This is a genomic window from Bacillus sp. TE9106W, assembly GCF_054062215.1.
In genome coordinates, this window is the sequence record NZ_JBSSFA010000010.1 from 181,757 (window position 1) to 198,139 (window position 16,383).

Annotated in this window: 15 protein-coding genes and 3 pseudogenes; 13 read left to right on the forward strand and 5 right to left on the reverse strand. The window is 33.4% G+C overall.

Features of this window, described 5'->3' with window-relative positions:
- Positions 1-40 precede the first annotated feature (40 nt).
- Together ACVWY7_RS18790 and ACVWY7_RS18795 are read left to right on the forward strand one after the other, a co-directional pair.
- Complete coding sequence (locus tag ACVWY7_RS18790; RefSeq protein ID WP_170879248.1) at positions 41-196, forward strand: hypothetical protein; 156 nt, start codon at positions 41-43, stop codon at positions 194-196.
- Positions 180-785: a PRK06770 family protein gene (locus ACVWY7_RS18795; RefSeq protein ID WP_456523921.1), complete on the forward strand. Its 606-nt coding sequence runs from the start codon at positions 180-182 to the stop codon at positions 783-785. The genes ACVWY7_RS18790 and ACVWY7_RS18795 overlap by 17 nt, the downstream gene beginning before the upstream one ends.
- A 59-nt stretch (positions 786-844) precedes the next feature.
- On the opposite strand, the gene ACVWY7_RS18800 is transcribed toward ACVWY7_RS18795, so the two are convergent.
- Entirely contained in the window at positions 845-1,711 is an 867-nt protein-coding gene (locus ACVWY7_RS18800) for a LysR family transcriptional regulator (protein ID WP_078419924.1), read from the reverse strand.
- Between the two features lie 129 nt (positions 1,712-1,840).
- Between ACVWY7_RS18800 and ACVWY7_RS18805 the strand changes: the two genes are divergently transcribed.
- The 3 genes from ACVWY7_RS18805 to ACVWY7_RS18815 all read left to right on the forward strand — a co-directional run bounded on the left by ACVWY7_RS18805 (position 1,841) and on the right by ACVWY7_RS18815 (position 4,471).
- Positions 1,841-2,884, forward strand: a complete 1,044-nt coding sequence (locus ACVWY7_RS18805) for an aspartate-semialdehyde dehydrogenase (protein WP_456523922.1) — start codon at positions 1,841-1,843, stop codon at positions 2,882-2,884.
- Between the two features lie 150 nt (positions 2,885-3,034).
- Positions 3,035-4,141, forward strand: a complete 1,107-nt coding sequence (locus tag ACVWY7_RS18810) for a C45 family autoproteolytic acyltransferase/hydolase (protein WP_210627035.1) — start codon at positions 3,035-3,037, stop codon at positions 4,139-4,141.
- Between the two features lie 66 nt (positions 4,142-4,207).
- Positions 4,208-4,471, forward strand: coding sequence for a hypothetical protein (locus ACVWY7_RS18815; protein ID WP_456523923.1), 264 nt, complete (start codon positions 4,208-4,210; stop codon positions 4,469-4,471).
- A 102-nt stretch (positions 4,472-4,573) separates the two neighbouring features.
- Here the strand turns inward: ACVWY7_RS18815 and ACVWY7_RS18820 are convergent.
- A pseudogene (locus ACVWY7_RS18820) lies at positions 4,574-4,735 on the reverse strand (LysR family transcriptional regulator substrate-binding protein); the annotation flags it as partial.
- Positions 4,736-4,853: 118 nt separating this feature from the next.
- Between ACVWY7_RS18820 and ACVWY7_RS18825 the strand changes: the two are divergent.
- The 5 genes from ACVWY7_RS18825 (at position 4,854) to ACVWY7_RS18845 (ending at position 11,081) form a co-directional block, all read left to right on the forward strand.
- The gene (locus ACVWY7_RS18825) at positions 4,854-5,540 is read left to right on the forward strand and encodes an MOSC domain-containing protein (protein WP_078419929.1); all 687 of its coding nucleotides are present in this window, start codon (positions 4,854-4,856) and stop codon (positions 5,538-5,540) included.
- A 260-nt stretch (positions 5,541-5,800) separates the two neighbouring features.
- A complete protein-coding gene (locus tag ACVWY7_RS18830) occupies positions 5,801-6,685 on the forward strand; it encodes a GNAT family N-acetyltransferase (RefSeq protein WP_456523924.1) in 885 nt (294 codons plus the stop codon).
- 33 nt (positions 6,686-6,718) lie between these two features.
- Positions 6,719-7,315, forward strand: a complete 597-nt coding sequence (locus ACVWY7_RS18835) for a DUF1349 domain-containing protein (protein WP_078419931.1) — start codon at positions 6,719-6,721, stop codon at positions 7,313-7,315.
- A 222-nt stretch (positions 7,316-7,537) separates the two neighbouring features.
- On the forward strand, positions 7,538-9,292 hold the full coding sequence (locus ACVWY7_RS18840) for an ABC transporter ATP-binding protein (protein ID WP_456523925.1): 1,755 nt from the start codon (positions 7,538-7,540) through the stop codon (positions 9,290-9,292).
- Positions 9,285-11,081: an ABC transporter ATP-binding protein gene (locus tag ACVWY7_RS18845; protein WP_078419933.1), complete on the forward strand. Its 1,797-nt coding sequence runs from the start codon at positions 9,285-9,287 to the stop codon at positions 11,079-11,081. Before ACVWY7_RS18840 ends, ACVWY7_RS18845 begins: the two co-directional genes overlap by 8 nt.
- 107 nt (positions 11,082-11,188) lie before the next feature.
- Here the strand turns inward: ACVWY7_RS18845 and ACVWY7_RS18850 are convergent.
- A pseudogene (locus tag ACVWY7_RS18850) lies at positions 11,189-11,448 on the reverse strand (hypothetical protein).
- A gap of 236 nt (positions 11,449-11,684) precedes the next feature.
- Between ACVWY7_RS18850 and ACVWY7_RS18855 the strand changes: the two are divergent.
- Complete coding sequence (locus ACVWY7_RS18855) at positions 11,685-12,422, forward strand: N-acetylmuramoyl-L-alanine amidase (RefSeq protein WP_332297430.1); 738 nt, start codon at positions 11,685-11,687, stop codon at positions 12,420-12,422.
- A 96-nt stretch (positions 12,423-12,518) separates the two neighbouring features.
- On the opposite strand, the gene ACVWY7_RS18860 is transcribed toward ACVWY7_RS18855, so the two are convergent.
- A complete protein-coding gene (locus ACVWY7_RS18860) occupies positions 12,519-13,103 on the reverse strand; it encodes a LysE family transporter (RefSeq protein WP_078419936.1) in 585 nt (194 codons plus the stop codon).
- Positions 13,104-13,159: 56 nt separating this feature from the next.
- Here ACVWY7_RS18860 and ACVWY7_RS18865 point away from each other — a divergent pair, with 56 nt between their 5' ends.
- On the forward strand, positions 13,160-13,774 hold the full coding sequence (locus tag ACVWY7_RS18865) for a helix-turn-helix domain-containing protein (RefSeq protein ID WP_139365503.1): 615 nt from the start codon (positions 13,160-13,162) through the stop codon (positions 13,772-13,774).
- Positions 13,775-14,178: 404 nt separating this feature from the next.
- On the opposite strand, the pseudogene ACVWY7_RS18870 reads toward ACVWY7_RS18865, so the two are convergent.
- A pseudogene (locus ACVWY7_RS18870) lies at positions 14,179-14,340 on the reverse strand (BclA C-terminal domain-containing protein); the annotation flags it as partial.
- A gap of 389 nt (positions 14,341-14,729) precedes the next feature.
- Here ACVWY7_RS18870 and ACVWY7_RS18875 point away from each other — a divergent pair.
- Positions 14,730-16,064 carry an exosporium glycoprotein BclB-related protein gene (locus tag ACVWY7_RS18875; protein ID WP_456523926.1) on the forward strand — a complete coding sequence of 445 codons (1,335 nt, stop codon included), beginning with the start codon at positions 14,730-14,732 and terminating at the stop codon, positions 16,062-16,064.
- Positions 16,065-16,383: the final 319 nt, after the last annotated feature.

The following is a 16,383-nucleotide window of genomic DNA, read 5'->3' on the forward strand; positions in this document are numbered from 1 at the left end:
ATATATTTTTATGAATTTAAAACGAAATGCTTAGAGGTGGATGGCATTTGAAAAAGATGGGGAATTTTTACAGAATAATCTTTCAATTTATAAAGAAAAGAAATATAATATGAGGAAATACATATGTGGTTTAGAAAATAGAAAATATGAAATGGGATATACGGGAGGCAACAAGCAAGATGAAAACATTATTTAAAATAATAGGTATTATAGCTGGTATGGCGGTAATTGGTGTAGGTGTAACGTATGGTATGCTGTATTATTTGAATAATAGTAAACCAGCTGCGAAAAAGGCATCACCAGCAGCTCCGGCAGCCGAAGTACTAGCTGATAGTAATGTAAAAGCTGAAGATGCAAAGCTTTTAGAAAATGGCAATCATTCATTACCAAATAGCGGTTTTAATAAAAATTTCAAGTGGACAGATGAGAACATACAGACAGCATTACATGAAATGGCACATCAAAAAACGAAAGCTGATCAAAAGTGGGGTTATATTTTTATCACACAAGAACGTATTGAAAGTTTGCTTGATATTGTAAAGAATAATGATCTTGTACAAGGAAGGACATACGCAGACATTTTAGAGAGATGGAAACAAGGAAAATATGAAAAGATGGACGCGGATCACAATAAGGTTTGGAAACTACAAAGCGGGAATTTAGGCGAAGGTAAAGGAGTAATGTCAGAAGCGGAACAAAAAGAATTAATTAATCAAGTGTTTATGCAAAAAGGCACATATTCAGGCAGTAAATTAATTGCAGGTGGGGGACAGAATAATAAATAAGATAATATTGGAAGAGAGTAAGTGCTTATTAGGCAGTTACTCTTTTTTGCGTGTACCTTTTAGTCTCGTTCGAGTAAGGAAAGAAACGATTGTAAAACGGGTGAAATCCATCTAGATTTATGATAGATTACATGGCTTTGAATAGCTACTGGCGTTTCGATAGGCTGAAAACAGAGTTGCTCTTTTTCGCAACTTTCTTTTACAACGATGTAGGGAAGAATTGAAATTCCTAACTCACACATGACAGATTGTTTAATGACTTCAACGTTGGAAGTTTCAAATGTTTTAGCTGGAACATTTCCGCTTTGACGTAAAAAACGATCTACCATCGGTCTATAGCCGCAGCTTTGTTCTGTAAAGATAAATTGAGTATCATTTAATAAACAAAATGGATTCGAGTGTGTAGCGTAATGGGGAGGTAAAATCCATCCAAATGTCTCATTACAAAAAGTACACGTAATAAAATCATTATGTTCCATACTTTCTCCAATGATGAAAATAACATCTGATTCTCCTTCACGCAGCTTATTCAGTGCTTGTTCGTTTGTAGTTGTTTCCAGTACGATATTTACTTTCGGATTTTCCTGTTTGTAAGTACGTAATAATTGTGGTAATCGGTACACTGCTAATGATTCGTTAGATGTAATACTTAATGTTCCCTCTAAATTATCACTATTTTGAGGGATGTCTTGTGCTTTTTCATAAATAGCAAGTAACTCTAGGGCATAAGGATGAAATTGATGGCCTGCTTTTGTTAGAAGTATTTTTTTCCCTAATCGATCGAATAGAGGGAGACGTAAATCGTTTTCTAATGCTTTCATATGCGCTGTTACAGTAGATTGCGCATAACCTAATGCATGAGCAGCTTTAGAAAAACTACCATACTTCACGATGGCACAAAATGTTTTAACATGTCTCATTTCCATAAGCAATCCCTCTTTTATTATCATGATTTGTGAATGATTATATCACGTATTTCAATTTTCCAAATGCTTAAATTCTTTATAAAATGAAATTATAGAAATATTCATTCAAGTTATATTGGAGGAGAAATGATGATCAAAAAGGGCTATCATGTAGCTGTAGTTGGTGCTACAGGTGCAGTAGGACAGAAAATTATTGAACTGTTAGAAAAAGAAACTAAATTTAATATAGTTGAAGTGACATTACTTTCGTCAAAAAAATCCGCTGGTAAGGTAGTGCAATTCAAAGGACGAGAGATAATAATACAAGAGGCAAAAGCAACTAGCTTTGAAGGGGTAGATATTGCCTTTTTTAGTGCAGGAGGAGAAGTTTCTAAACGATTTGTTAATCATGCAGTGTCTAGTGGTGCTATTGTAATTGATAATACGAGTGAATACCGAATGGCTCGCGATGTACCGCTCGTTGTTCCAGAAGTAAATGCGCACACATTAAAGAAGCATAACGGTATCATAGCAGTTCCGAATTGTTCAGCATTACAGATGGTAACAGCTCTTCAGCCAATACGAAAATCATTTGGTTTAGAACGAATTATCGTCTCAACGTATCAAGCTGTATCAGGGTCAGGAATTCATGCGATCCAGGAGTTAAAAGAACAGGCTAAGTCAATGCTTGCAGGTGAAGAGTATAAGAGCACGATATTACCTGTAAAAAAAGATAAAAAGCATTATCCAATTGCGTTTAATGTACTGCCACAAGTAGATATATTTACAGATAATGATTATACATTTGAAGAAGTAAAAATGATTCAAGAAACGAAGAAAATTTTGGAGGATCAAAACTTGAAAATGGCAGCAACTTGTGTGCGTGTTCCAGTTGTTTCAGGGCATTCAGAATCGGTGTATATTGAACTTGAAAAAGAAGCAACTATTGAAGAAATAAGAGCAGTGTTGCTGGATGCACCAGGTGTTATATTGCAAGATAATCCTAGTGAACAGCTGTATCCTATGCCATTATATGCAGAGGGGAAAATAGATACATTTGTCGGGAGAATTAGAAAAGACCCTGATACGCACAATGGATTCCATCTTTGGATCGTTTCCGATAATTTATTAAAAGGGGCCGCTTGGAACTCGGTTCAAATTGCAGAAACGATGGTGGAAGAGGGAATCATTTAGTATTAAGAAAACTAGGGAACTGTTCATGATTACAGTTTCCTAGTTTTTATTTTATCCTAGCCACATTTGATTTAAAAGACAGTAAAAAACATCAAGAATGAATAAAGTTTAATTGGTACGATATGGATAAATTCAATAAGGGGGAATTAGATGTATCAAGTAAAGGGGTATTTTTCATCGCTCAAAGGAAGTCATTATGAAATTGGTAAGCAACAAGGTGAATTTGTGAAACAACATCCTTATCTTATTCCGCAATTTATAGCACAAGAAAACGTAATATCGCATATCCATTGGACAGAATCTAAAAATATATTAAATCAATATTGTTCTGGAATTAATGAAGAAATTGAAGGTTTTTGTGAAGTGTTGAAAATTCCTTCTAAAAATATGATGTATTACTATCAAACACTATTGAAAGCAGGTTGTAGTCATTGTGCAGTATTACCTAAAAAGACAGATTCAACTCACACTTATGTATTAAGAAACTATGATTTATCACCAGTAATAGATGATATGCGTTTTTGCTCGACGCATCTTGAAGGTGCGTATGCGCATAGTGGTTTTTCTACTCAATATTTTGGTAGAACAGAAGGAGTTAATGAACATGGATTATCTGTTACATTTTCAGCATGTGGTCAACCAGTAGGAAACATTGCAGGTTTAAGAAAGCCAATGGTAAATGGTTTACAATGTTTTGCGGTAATTCGACTGTTGTTGGAGAAATGTAAAAATGTGCAGGAAGCTAAGTCACTAATAGAAGAAATACCAATTGCTAGTAATATTAATTTAATAGTAGCTGATCCTTTAAATGCAGCACATATTGAAATATTTGACGGTCATAAATTCACAACAACGATTGATGGTGACAACCAAGATTTCATCGTATCAACAAACCATGCGATTAGTTTACCTATTCAAAAATTGAATAATAGAAGATTAGAACAATCAACAAACAGATATCACACATTGTATGAATATTTAAATGAAAATGGATTAGTGAGTATGGAGTCTTTAAAAGGATTAGTAGAAAAAGAGTATCCTACTGGGCTGACAGTACACAATTATGAAGAATGGTTTGGAACTTTGCATTCTGTCTTATTTGATTTACATAATCGTACAATGAATATTTGCTTCGGTTCGCCACTTTTAAACGACTGGTATTCATTGAAAGTTGGAGAACGTCTTCCGTTTTCTAAGGTGAATGTGAACTTTAAAAATAAAACGTATGCTGACTTTTGGAGAGAAGAGCGTTATTAATTGATTCCAAAAAGAGCAATGGGGTAATATGGTAATAGTGAGACCTACATACGGGAGGGAATGCCATTGCTAAAAGTTATGTTACCGATTGTTCTTATCTTATTTGTTGTCGTTTCAATGTATATTACTTATGAAAAAAGAAAAAAAGCAGGGGTAAAAGGATTGAAGAGTGCGTTAACTTCAATTTGTTTCTTTACACTAGCAATCTTGAATTTGTTTGCATATTGGTTTAACTTTGGCGGGATTTTTATTTGGTTCATTTCAATTGTTTTATTGCTAGTTGGAGCATATTTTACGAAATATATTCCAATATCTAAAAAGGTACATTGAAATTTATATGAATCTTAATATAATGTTATATTTTGTTTTGAAAAGAGATGATTCTACTAAGTCGTTGTGAAACGGATTCATAGGGTAATCCCTTTTGTTCGTTTAGTTTTGTAAAGAATGCACCGTTCTTTTTAGTTGCTCAATAAACTCTCGAGTTGCAGCACACATATATTTATCTTTTCTATAAATAAGTCCTATTTCTATTGTTGGAGTAGGATTTTTTATTTTAATAGCTCGAATGTTTTTATTTTGTAAAAAGTCTATAATAATTGGATTGAACAATGATTTTTTAGGTTTTATAATCATCTTTATATAAAAGAGATAGTAGTGAAAATAAATCGAGTGAGAAAATATATGGAACAATCTTAAAGGAGGAAATAGAATGACTAATGAATACCAATTATTATCTTTAAATATAGGGTTACCGAAAGAGGTTACATACGGCGGAAAGGTAATTCATACAGGCATAAATAAGAAACAAGTAAAGGAAGCGGTGTTTTTATCCTTTGTAAAATTTAATGGGGATGGCCAGGCGGATTTAGTGCATCATGGAGGAGTAGATAAAGCGGTGTGCGTATATTCGGGAGAACATTATGGATATTGGGAAAAAGAGTTGAATCAAGATCTTGTATATGGGGCATTCGGAGAAAATATAACAATTAGCGATATGCGTGAAGAGGATGTTTGTATTGGTGATACATTTCAAATTGGAGAAGCAATTGTGCAAGTAACGCAGCCAAGACAACCTTGTTTTAAATTAGCAAAGAAATACAATATTCCAAAGTTACCATTATATTTTCAAGAAACAGGATATACAGGGTTTTATTTTCGTGTATTAGAAGAAGGGTGGGTATCACCTATTGATACATTAAAGTTAATAAAGCCTGATCCGAAAGGTATTACAGTAGCATTTGCTAATCGTATTATGCATAAGGAAAAACAAAATATGGAAGGGCTAAAAAGGCTCTTAGAAGTACATGCGCTTTCTACAAGTTGGAGAAATACATTTGAAAAGCGAATGAGAGGAGAAGAAATGAATACGAAGGAGAGACTAGAAGGAAAAAAATAATAAAAAATATTTTTTATAAATGGTGTATTTCTATGAGTAAAAACGAAGTGGAAAGCACTATTTTTATATAATAAACTTATTAATATTCAAAAATCTTAATATTTCTTTATTCGACTTATTTTCGAATAGTCAAAACATAAAATTAATTAGACTCTTTTTTTATATTTTATGATAGTATATTGATTGGTAAGACCTATTACATTAAGAGCAGGTCATATAACTAAATCTAATTTGATGGAATTAACGTATGGAGGGACAACATGGGGAATGTTGAAATTTTTGAAAAACTTCTTTTAGCAGAACCGAAAAGAGAGCAGTTATTTCCTTTATTTGAAGAAGTGTTTGGGATTCCAAGTCAAACATTGCATGATTTTTCAGAGAGAGGTTATTGGGACGATACATACAAAGCTTTATCATTTTTACATGACGATAAAGCGATTGCAAGTGTTGCGGTATTTTCGCTACCATTGCTAGTAAATGGTGAAAGAATGAATGCAGCGGGCATTCATTCGGTAATGACACACCCTAATTTTCGAAGACAAGGACTCATGACACAATTAATGAGTAAAATGATAGAAGAAATCGATAAGAAATGTGAATGTACATTATTGTTTACAGAAAAACCTGAACTATATGCATCATTTGGGTTTAAAGTTGTGCAGGAGTATTTAATGACTATTCTATATAATAAAGAGAATAATAATGATTCTTTACTTAGAAAGTTAGATTATTATATGGAAGAGGATAGAAAGTTAATACATGAAACTATTGATAGTAGCCAAAGACTTTCAAATAATTTTTCAACATTAAACTTCCATCCTTCGTTTTATTTGAATATGTACAATTCGGAATGGAATGAGAAATTGTATTATTCAGAGAAACTAGATGCTCTAATTGTATATGAAGTAGATAATGAAAAGTTGAAATTATATGGGGTGTTTGCACCAGTAATTCCAGTTTTAGATGAAATATGCGGGGAAATCGCTGAAAGGTTTACAGAAATCGAATTTTACTTCTCTCCAGATCAATTAGGGATTGAGGATGTACAGTTTACAAAATTACAGTCTAGTAAGTATTTAATGGTTCGGAGTAATAAAGAGTTAGATTTTAAAGGTTATAAATTCCCAGTATTAGCGGAGTTTTAAATGTTTGTATAAAGGTTTTATTATGGAGGAACTATGAATATATCATATATACCTAAACATATTGAGCAGCTCACTATAATGAATGTCCCTGAATATTATAAAATTAATGAAAAGCAGGCATTTATTGTCCGTTCGAAAGCAGAAACAGATTTTTGGCTTAAAACACATTATGGTTTTGAAGTCATGAATGGTCATGTATTTTATAATGAAATGGTGACAGACTTTCAAGCTGAAGTACAATTGTGTATGAATCCAAATTCAAAATACGATCAAGCAGGTCTTTTTGTTATGATTTCGGAAAAGTGTTGGTTGAAAACTTCATTAGAGTATATTCCAGATGGCCCTTCCCATTTAGGAGCTGTCGTAACGAATAATGGATATTCTGATTGGTCAACACAAGACTTTCCAACAGAATTAGCTAACGAGCAACTTCGTTTTCGAATTGTTCGTAAACGTGGTGATTATATAATATATGTAAAAAAAAGCTGTCAATGGGAACAAATAAGAATCGCTCATTTGATGGAGGATATAGGGAATGCACCTGTTAAAATAGGTTTTTACACGTGTAGTCCTTCTAAAAACAATGGATTTGAGACTGAGTTTTTAGATTTTACAATTGAAGAGATATAGATGAAAAACCGTATTCTTTCTACTTAAGAATACGGTTTTTCTATTTGCGTAATATAAAGCACATTTATTGACCAGAAAGTCATAAATGCTTATCATTTAATAATGTTAAATATTAATTTACATAATATAATAGAAATAAGAAAGAAATTACAAACTACATCGTTTAAATAAGGAGGGTATGAATTATTAAATGGTAATTTCATAGGAAAAAGGAGATTATGTATGAAATCATTTCGCAAGTTATTACAGTATTTAAAACCATACATGTTCTTCGCTATTATTGGACCGCTATTTATGGTACTTGAGGTTGCGATGGACTTAATTCAACCGACTATTATGCAACATATTATTGATGTTGGGATAGCAAACCGTGATTTGAATTATGTAATAAAAATGGGGCTTCTTATGATAGGAGCTGCAACACTCGGTTTAGTTGGAGGACTTGGGTGCATGATGTATTCTACAAAAGCAGCAGTTAATTTCGCTACAGACATACGAAAAGATGTATTTGCGAAAATAGAAACATTTTCTAGTGAAAATCGCGATTCATTTGGAACTGGGAAATTATTAACGATTGTGACAAATGATATTACTTCAATTCAATCGGCGATGACAATGACATTACGTGTTCTTGTTCGTGGTCCTTTGTTATTTATCGGAAGTATAATAATTGTTTTTGTAACAGCACGTGAGTTATTTCCTATATTACTCGTAGTCGTTCCAATTTTATTGCTTGCGATTATATTTATTGCAAGTAAAGCGAGCGGAACGTTCAAAAAAGTGCAAGAAGCATTAGATAAAGTGAATACAAAGTTGCAAGAAAATTTATCTGGCGTACGTGTTATTAAAGCGTATGTAAGACAAAAATATGAAATCACTCAGTTTGGAAAAGTGAATACAAATTTAACGAAGATAAATATTCGAGCAGTGCAGCTTATTTCTTTAATGATGCCAATCATTATGTTAGTTGTAAGCGGCGGGATTGTTGCAACATTATGGATCGGTGGAGAAAAAGTATTTAATGGAGCGCTTCAAGTAGGAGCTATATTAGCGTTTATTAACTATTTGAATATTATTTTAATGTCACTTATGTCTATCAGTATGGTATTTATGCAAATCGCGCGAGCATTTCCGTCCGCGGATCGTGTACAGCAGGTTTTAAATACTGAGGTTGATATTAAGAGTGAAACAAATGCGCTTGTGCCTAAGAAAATTGAGGGGAAAATTGACTTTAAAAATGTTAGTTATAGTTATACGAAAAATAATGAATATGTTTTAAAAGATATTTCATTTCGCATATGTAAAGGTGAAAAGGTAGGAATTATCGGTTCTACAGGGAGTGGTAAATCTACTTTAGCAAAACTGTTACCGCGTTTATATGATGTTGATCATGGTGAAATATGTATTGATGGAATAAATGTTAAGGCGTATGATTTACAAAAACTTCGTGCTTCTATAGGATTTGTACCTCAAAAGGCATTGTTGTTTTCAGGTAGTATAGAAGAGAACTTACGTTATGGTAAAGAAGATGCAACGAAGGAGGAACTTGAAGTAGCAGCTTCAGCAGCTTGTGCGACTGAGTTTATTAATAAGCTAGAAGATTCATATCAATATCATTTAACACAAGGTGCAACGAATTTATCAGGTGGACAAAAACAACGTGTATCAATTGCAAGGGCACTTGTGAGAAAGCCATCTATTCTTATATTAGATGATTCTACATCTGCAGTAGATGCTAAATCAGAATCTAACATTCAATCGGCACTAAGAACAGAATATAAAGGAACAACAACATTATTAATTGCCTCTAAAATTTCTTCTATAATAGATGCTGATAAAATTCTCGTTTTAGATAACGGTGAATTAGTAGGTGATGGTACACATGAAGAGCTGTTAGAACAATGTGAGGTATATCAAGAAATCTATCTTTCCCAAGGTGGTAATTTATATAAAGAAGGTGGGAAAGAAAATGCGTAATTTCCAAGGGCAATTTGCAAATAAAGGTGGGCGTAACGCGCCTAAGATGGGTAAAGCTAAAAATACAAAAGGAACTGTAATGAGAGTATGGAACTATATGGGCTATCAAAAGGCTGCTCTTACGTTCGTTATATTTTTAGTATTTATTACGACATTACTTGGGTTATTAGGTCCGTATTTAATGGGAGTAATTATCGATCAATATATTGTACCGAAAGATTTAAGCGGTACGGCGAGAATGTGTTTGTTACTTATCGCGATTTATGGTGTAACAGTATTGTTAACATGGTTACAAACATTTGTTATGGTTAACGTTGCATTAAAAACGATACAAAAAATACGACAAGATATTTTCGAGAAAATCCAAACGCTTTCTTTACGGTTCTTTGATGTACGTTCTCAAGGGGATTTAATGAGTCGTGTGACAAATGATATAGATAATTTGAATCAAGCGTTAACACAAAGTGTTGTACAAACTATTTCATCAGCATTAACCTTTATAGGTGTAACAATTGCGATGTTCGCATTAGATTGGATTTTAGCAATTGTTACACTAATTACAGTACCTATTATGTTTTTCGTTACAAAAAAATTAGTTGCTTATAGTGGTAAAAACTTTGCAAAGCGTCAAAAAGATTTAGGAGAATTAAATGGTTTTATTGAAGAAGCTATAACTGGAGCGGATGTTACAACGTTATACGGGAAAGAAAAAGAAACTGTACAAAATTTCAATAAAATTAATGAACAACTTAGAATGTCTGCTACGAAGGCGGATACATTTTCAGCTTTTATTTTTCCAAGTATGAATTTTATAAATAACTTAGGTATGGGGCTTGTTATTGGGACTGGATCAGTAATGGTTTTAAATGGAATGACAACAGTAGGTGTCATTGCGGCTTTTATTAATTATTCTCGTCAATTCTCAAGACCGCTTAGTCAATTCGCAACTTTAATGAATACGATTCAAGCGGCAGTTGCTGGTGGAGAACGTGTCTTTGAAATTATGGATGAAGTACCAGAAATCCAAAATAAAAAAGATGCGTTCATGGTACAAAATTTACAAGGACATGTTGCACTTGAGAATGTTACATTTGGATATAAGGAAAATAAAACGATTTTAAAAGAAGTGAGTCTTAAAGCGCGGCCAGGGGAGACAATTGCTTTAGTAGGTCCAACTGGATCGGGCAAAACAACAATCATTAATTTGCTAACGCGCTTTTACGATGTACAGCAAGGGCAAATTTATATTGATGAAAAAAATATTAAAGAATATGATTTGAACTCGTTGCGAAGTAAAATAGGAGTAGTCTTACAAGATACGTATTTATTTGCTGGGTCAATTATGGATAATATACGTTATGGTCGATTAGATGCGAGTGATGAAGAAGTAATCAATGCAGCTAAGGCAGCATCTGCGCATTCTTTTATAAAGCATTTGCCGAATCAATATGAAACAAAAATTGCATCAGAAGGATCGAATTTAAGTCAAGGACAAAAACAACTTCTTGCGATTGCACGGGCAATTTTAGCAGATGCAGATATATTAATTCTTGATGAAGCAACATCTAATATTGATACGAGAACAGAATTACAAATTCAAGAAGGACTAAACAATTTAATGAGAGGTCGAACAAGTTTCGTAATTGCTCATCGATTGAAAACGATTGAAAAAGCAGATCAAATCCTTGTTATACAAGAGGGAAGTATTTTGGAAAGAGGGAATCATGAATCTCTTATGGAAGATAGAGGATTTTACTTTGACCTATATACGAGTCAGTTTAAAATTTAATAAGAACTTTGATATAGTGCGGTTTCTCTAGAAAGGAGAAACCGCATTTTTATATTTGTAAAGATAATTAGAGCTATAGAGTTGAAAATTTATAGATGTTCGAATTATTAGAAGAAACTAGCGAATTCAGTGACAGATAGAAGAATTAATTTACGTGGTATTGTAATAATCTCAAGAGCCATTTGGGCTGAGTGGAGAAGTATTGGAGTTAACTCTAAAGCGTGTGTTAATAATAATATAAAGCTTGTTAGGATTGCAAAGCTTCCCCAAAAGAAACTTTTTGAAGTGTTACGGAAATCTTTTATTAAGGAAAAGAAAGAAAAAATGCTGTAACAACGAGAATTAAAAATTTATACTTATCAGCCATTAAACCCCTCCTAAAGAACAATAATTTATATTATAGCTTATTTTTTGTATTATTATAAAAAGATTTTAAAATGAATAATAAAAACGTAGATGCCGCAACTTAAAGTATTATTTTTAATTTTTTCATTAAAAAAATAAATTAGCGCCCTATTTATTATTTGCAAGTGTTGTACTGGATATTTGACCGGACAATAAGACGAGCTTTGAATATGTTAATAATAAAGGGGGTGTTGAAAAATGGCTAGATATAGTTTACATGCAGGTCATAACAGCATTGTACAAGGTGCGAATTATGGGAATCGGAAAGAACACATTATGGATCGCCAAGTTAAGGATGCAGTTGTTGCTAAATTAAGAGCATTAGGGCATACGGTTTATGATGATACTGATGAAGTAGGGACAACGCAGGCACAAAATTTAAATAACATTGTATCAAAAACAAATTCACATAATGTAGACTTAGTAGTTTCGTTTCACTTAAACTCATATGATACGAGAGCAAATGGTGTTGAAGTACTTTACTACGACCAACAAGCTTTATCAGCAAAGGTAGCAGCACAACTTTCAAAAGATATTGGCTGGTCAAATCGTGGTGCAAAGGAACGAAAAGATCTTTATGTGTTAGCGAATACGAAAGCACCTGCAATCTTAATTGAACTTGGATTTATCGATAATGAAGCAGATATGGCAAAATGGAATCCAGATAAGATTGCAAATTCAATTGTTTATGCATTAACTGGGCAATCTGGTGGCACAACTCCGCCATCTAAAAAAAATATCATTCAATCAGGCGCTTTTTCACCGTATGAAACACCAGATGTAATGGGAGCGTTAACGTCCCTAAAAATGACAGCAAACTTCATCTTACAATCTGATGGTCTAACATATTTTATCTCTGAACCAACTTCAGATGCGCAACTTAAGGGAATGACGGATTACCTTGATCGTAGAGGCTGGTGGTATGAAGTTAAGTAAAGGTTTTCGTTTAGTGGAACAGAATATTTAAAAATCATTCGGCCCAAAAAGAGGATACTTTTAATGAGTAATCCTCTTTTTCGAAATTAAAGACATTTAATTGAATACAATCGAAATTGCACTAAAAACTAGTAAAATGGCCATAATGATGTTAAATGATTTAGTATGTTTCAACAAAAGTTTTTGAAACATGGAACCAAATAAGCTCCAACTACATGTACTCATTAACCCAACTACACCTAGAAATAATGAAAAAAGTAGATAACTTGAATATGAATTGTAGTAAGGAAGAATAAAAGTTGATACTACAGTTAGTCCGAATAGTATCCCTTTAGGGTTAATAAACTGAAGGGAAATCCCCACTGTAAATAAATTTTTATTATATTTTTTATTGGGATCTGTGCTAGTTTTACTAGTAAGTATTTTAAAAGCTAAATAGAGCATATAAGCTACACCTAAAATTTTTAATGGAAATTCAATTATGGGTAGAATTTTAATTAGGACAATATTAAAGAAGCTACATAAGGAAGTGAGGATGAAAAATCCGAAAGCTACTCCGAAGCAAAATTGCATACTCCTTTTTAAACCATGTTGATTAGCATATGTCATCGCTAAAAAATTGTTAGGTCCGGGTGTGAAGCTACTTATAAAAACAAATAATAAAAAAGAAAATATAGGCATTTTAAAACCCCCTAATTATTTGTGTGTTATAATGACCGAAAAGAACAATATAACGTGTGCTTTTTATTATACATAACGGTCGTTATATTGTATATAGTGTAGGGGTGTTTCTTATGGAAGAAATTCAACTTATTTTGGCGAAAAATTTAAAGACAATACGAGAGCAGGAAAAGTTAAGTTTAGAAAAGGTTTCCCAATTAACAGGTGTGAGTAAAACGATGATTGGACAAATTGAACGAGGAGAGTCAAGTCCAACATTAACAACGATATGGAAAATTGCGAATGGTTTAAAAGTGTCTTTTACTTCTTTAATCAATAATCCGCAACCGGATACGAAAGTTGTTTTACGAAATGATATTCAAGTATTATTAGAAGACAATGGGAGATATAAAGTGTATCCTTCTTTTCCTTTCCAAGATGATAGGAACTTTGAAATCTATACGGTTGAAATTGATGCGGAAGGAAAATTAAGTTCGGAAGGCCATAAAGAAGGGACCGAAGAATTTATAACGGTTTTTGAAGGGGAATTAACAATTGAAGTAAATGATTGTCAATATAAATTAAATAGTGGGGATGCAATTCGCTTTAAGGCGGATAGAGCGCATACATATCATAATTTTGGAAAAACGCTAACGCGGTTAAGTATGACCATTTATTATTCGGCTTCATAAATTTACAGCTGTCTTACAAAACATAGAAAGGCGTAATGGTAAAACCATCTATAAGAGATGGTTTTTATTTTTATAATCTACAAAAAAAGACACTCATTTGAGTGTCAACATAGTATTGCTCTCGCGTATAGGATTGGAGTTTGTTTCTCAAATACGTATTGAGATGGTTCGCATTTGAGAAACTACCTTCATATTTAATGTAACATTGGCAGAGAGCAGTGTAAATTGATAATGTATATACGGAAAATTTAGTATAGATACTTTGTACTATGAATATAGTACAAAGTGTTTCTTATTGCAAAATCACTGTCGTGAAGTTATTAATATATAAGCTTAAGGAATGATGTAATAGTTACTATTTTAGGATTTAAGAATGACTATTATAAAAAAGAAAAAATCATTTTTTAATCGATTCGTATAATTGTTAAAGAGGCACCTGTTGAACCACCTCCAACTAAATTAACTATGGATAATACGCCGAATAGTTGAAGTGAAATTGTATTACCAGCAATTAAATTGATTATTAAATTATTATTATAATTTGAAGTTGATATTGCAGGGGAAAAATAGATTATGAAAGTTTTTGATAATAGAAACGGCTTCATGATAATAGAGGGAACACAATTTTAGTAAAGGTATTTTTGTTGCTTGGTGATTATATGCTAATGCTTAGTTTTCATACTCAAGTTAAATGTGCTTTTGGACCTAAGAGATAAACGTGGAAAAATAAAATAAACTCTTAAGTTTAGGTGTTTAATCTAAGCAGTCAATTATTAAAAACATATAATTAATATGTGAGTCATGAACATAATTAAATAATGTTTGCAAGTTTAATTATCGTTCATGTTTCCTATTTTAAGCGGAACAAATAACTCAATTACTTTTTTAAAATGAATCTTTTTTAACTCTTATAATAGGAAAACACTCAACTATAAAACAAGTAAGGAGGAAATAAATGAAACATAACGATTGCTTTGGTCATAACAACTGCAATAATCCGATTGTTTTCACTTCAGATTGTTGTAATAATCCACAAACGGTTCCAATTACTAGTGAACAATTAGGAAGATTGATTACTTTACTAAATTCTTTAATTGCGGCTATTGCAGCATTTTTTGCAAATCCAAGTGACGCAAACAGATTGGCTTTACTCAATTTGTTTACTCAACTATTGAACTTACTAAATGAATTAGCGCCTTCTCCAGAAGGGAATTTCTTAAAACAATTAATTCAAAGTATTATTAACTTACTTCAATCTCCTAATCCAAATCTAGGTCAATTACTTTCTTTATTACAACAATTCTATAGTGCTCTTGCACCATTCTTCTTCTCATTAATTCTTGATCCTGCAAGTTTACAACTTTTATTAAACTTATTAGCTCAATTAATTGGGGTTACTCCAGGAGGAGGAGCAACAGGTCCAACAGGTCCAACAGGTCCAGGAGGAGGAGCAACAGGTCCAACAGGTCCAACAGGTCCAGGAGGAGGAGCAACAGGTCCAACAGGTCCAACGGGTCCAGGAGGAGGAGCAACAGGTCCAACAGGTCCAACGGGAGACACAGGTCTAGCAGGAGCAACGGGAGCAACAGGTCCAACAGGAGATACTGGAGCAGCAGGCCCAACAGGTCCAACGGGAGACACAGGTCTAGCAGGAGCAACGGGCCCAACAGGTCCAACGGGAGACACAGGTCTAGCAGGAGCAACAGGCCCGACAGGAGCAACAGGTCTAGCAGGAGTAACAGGCCCGACAGGAGCAACAGGTCTAACGGGAGCAACTGGTGCAACGGGAGCAACTGGTGGCGGAGCTATTATTCCATTCGCTTCAGGTACAACACCAGCAGCGTTAGTTAACGCATTAATAGCTAATACAGGAACTCTACTTGGATTTGGATTTAGTCAGCCTGGTATAGGATTAGCTGGTGGAACAAGTATCACATTAGCATTAGGTGTAGGTGATTATGCATTTGTAGCACCACGTGACGGGATTATTACGTCATTAGCAGGTTTCTTTAGTGCAACAGCTGCATTATCTCCATTATCACCTGTTCAAGTGCAGATACAAATATTAACTGCACCAGCAGCAAGTAACACGTTTACAGTACAAGGTGCACCTCTATTATTAACACCAGCATTTGCCGCGATCGCGATTGGTTCTACAGCATCAGGAATTATCCCTGAAGCTATTCCAGTAGTAGCTGGGGATAAAATATTATTATATGTTTCCTTAACAGCAGCAAGTCCAATAGCTGCAGTAGCTGGATTTGTAAGTGCAGGTATTAATATCGTCTAACTTGTTACAATGTCTGTTTGAAATTTGAACTGGCATTTGTATATAGCCCTTCCTAATTTTATTAGGAAGGGCTATATTTTATGGGAAGATAGGTGATATTCAATTGAGAAATTACTCTTTGTTGAATTGGTATAAAAAATAAAAATGTATGATTTACACTCTATTGTATATGAAAAAATATCGATAAATAAAAAAGATGAATTCTATTAAAAACAGAATTCATCTTTTTTATTTAGCGTGCCCAGCTAAGCTGGGCACTGCTTGCTGGTGAAAGTCCAGCCTAGGTAAGAGCCAAGTCGCCTAGTAGCTGACAGGCAAC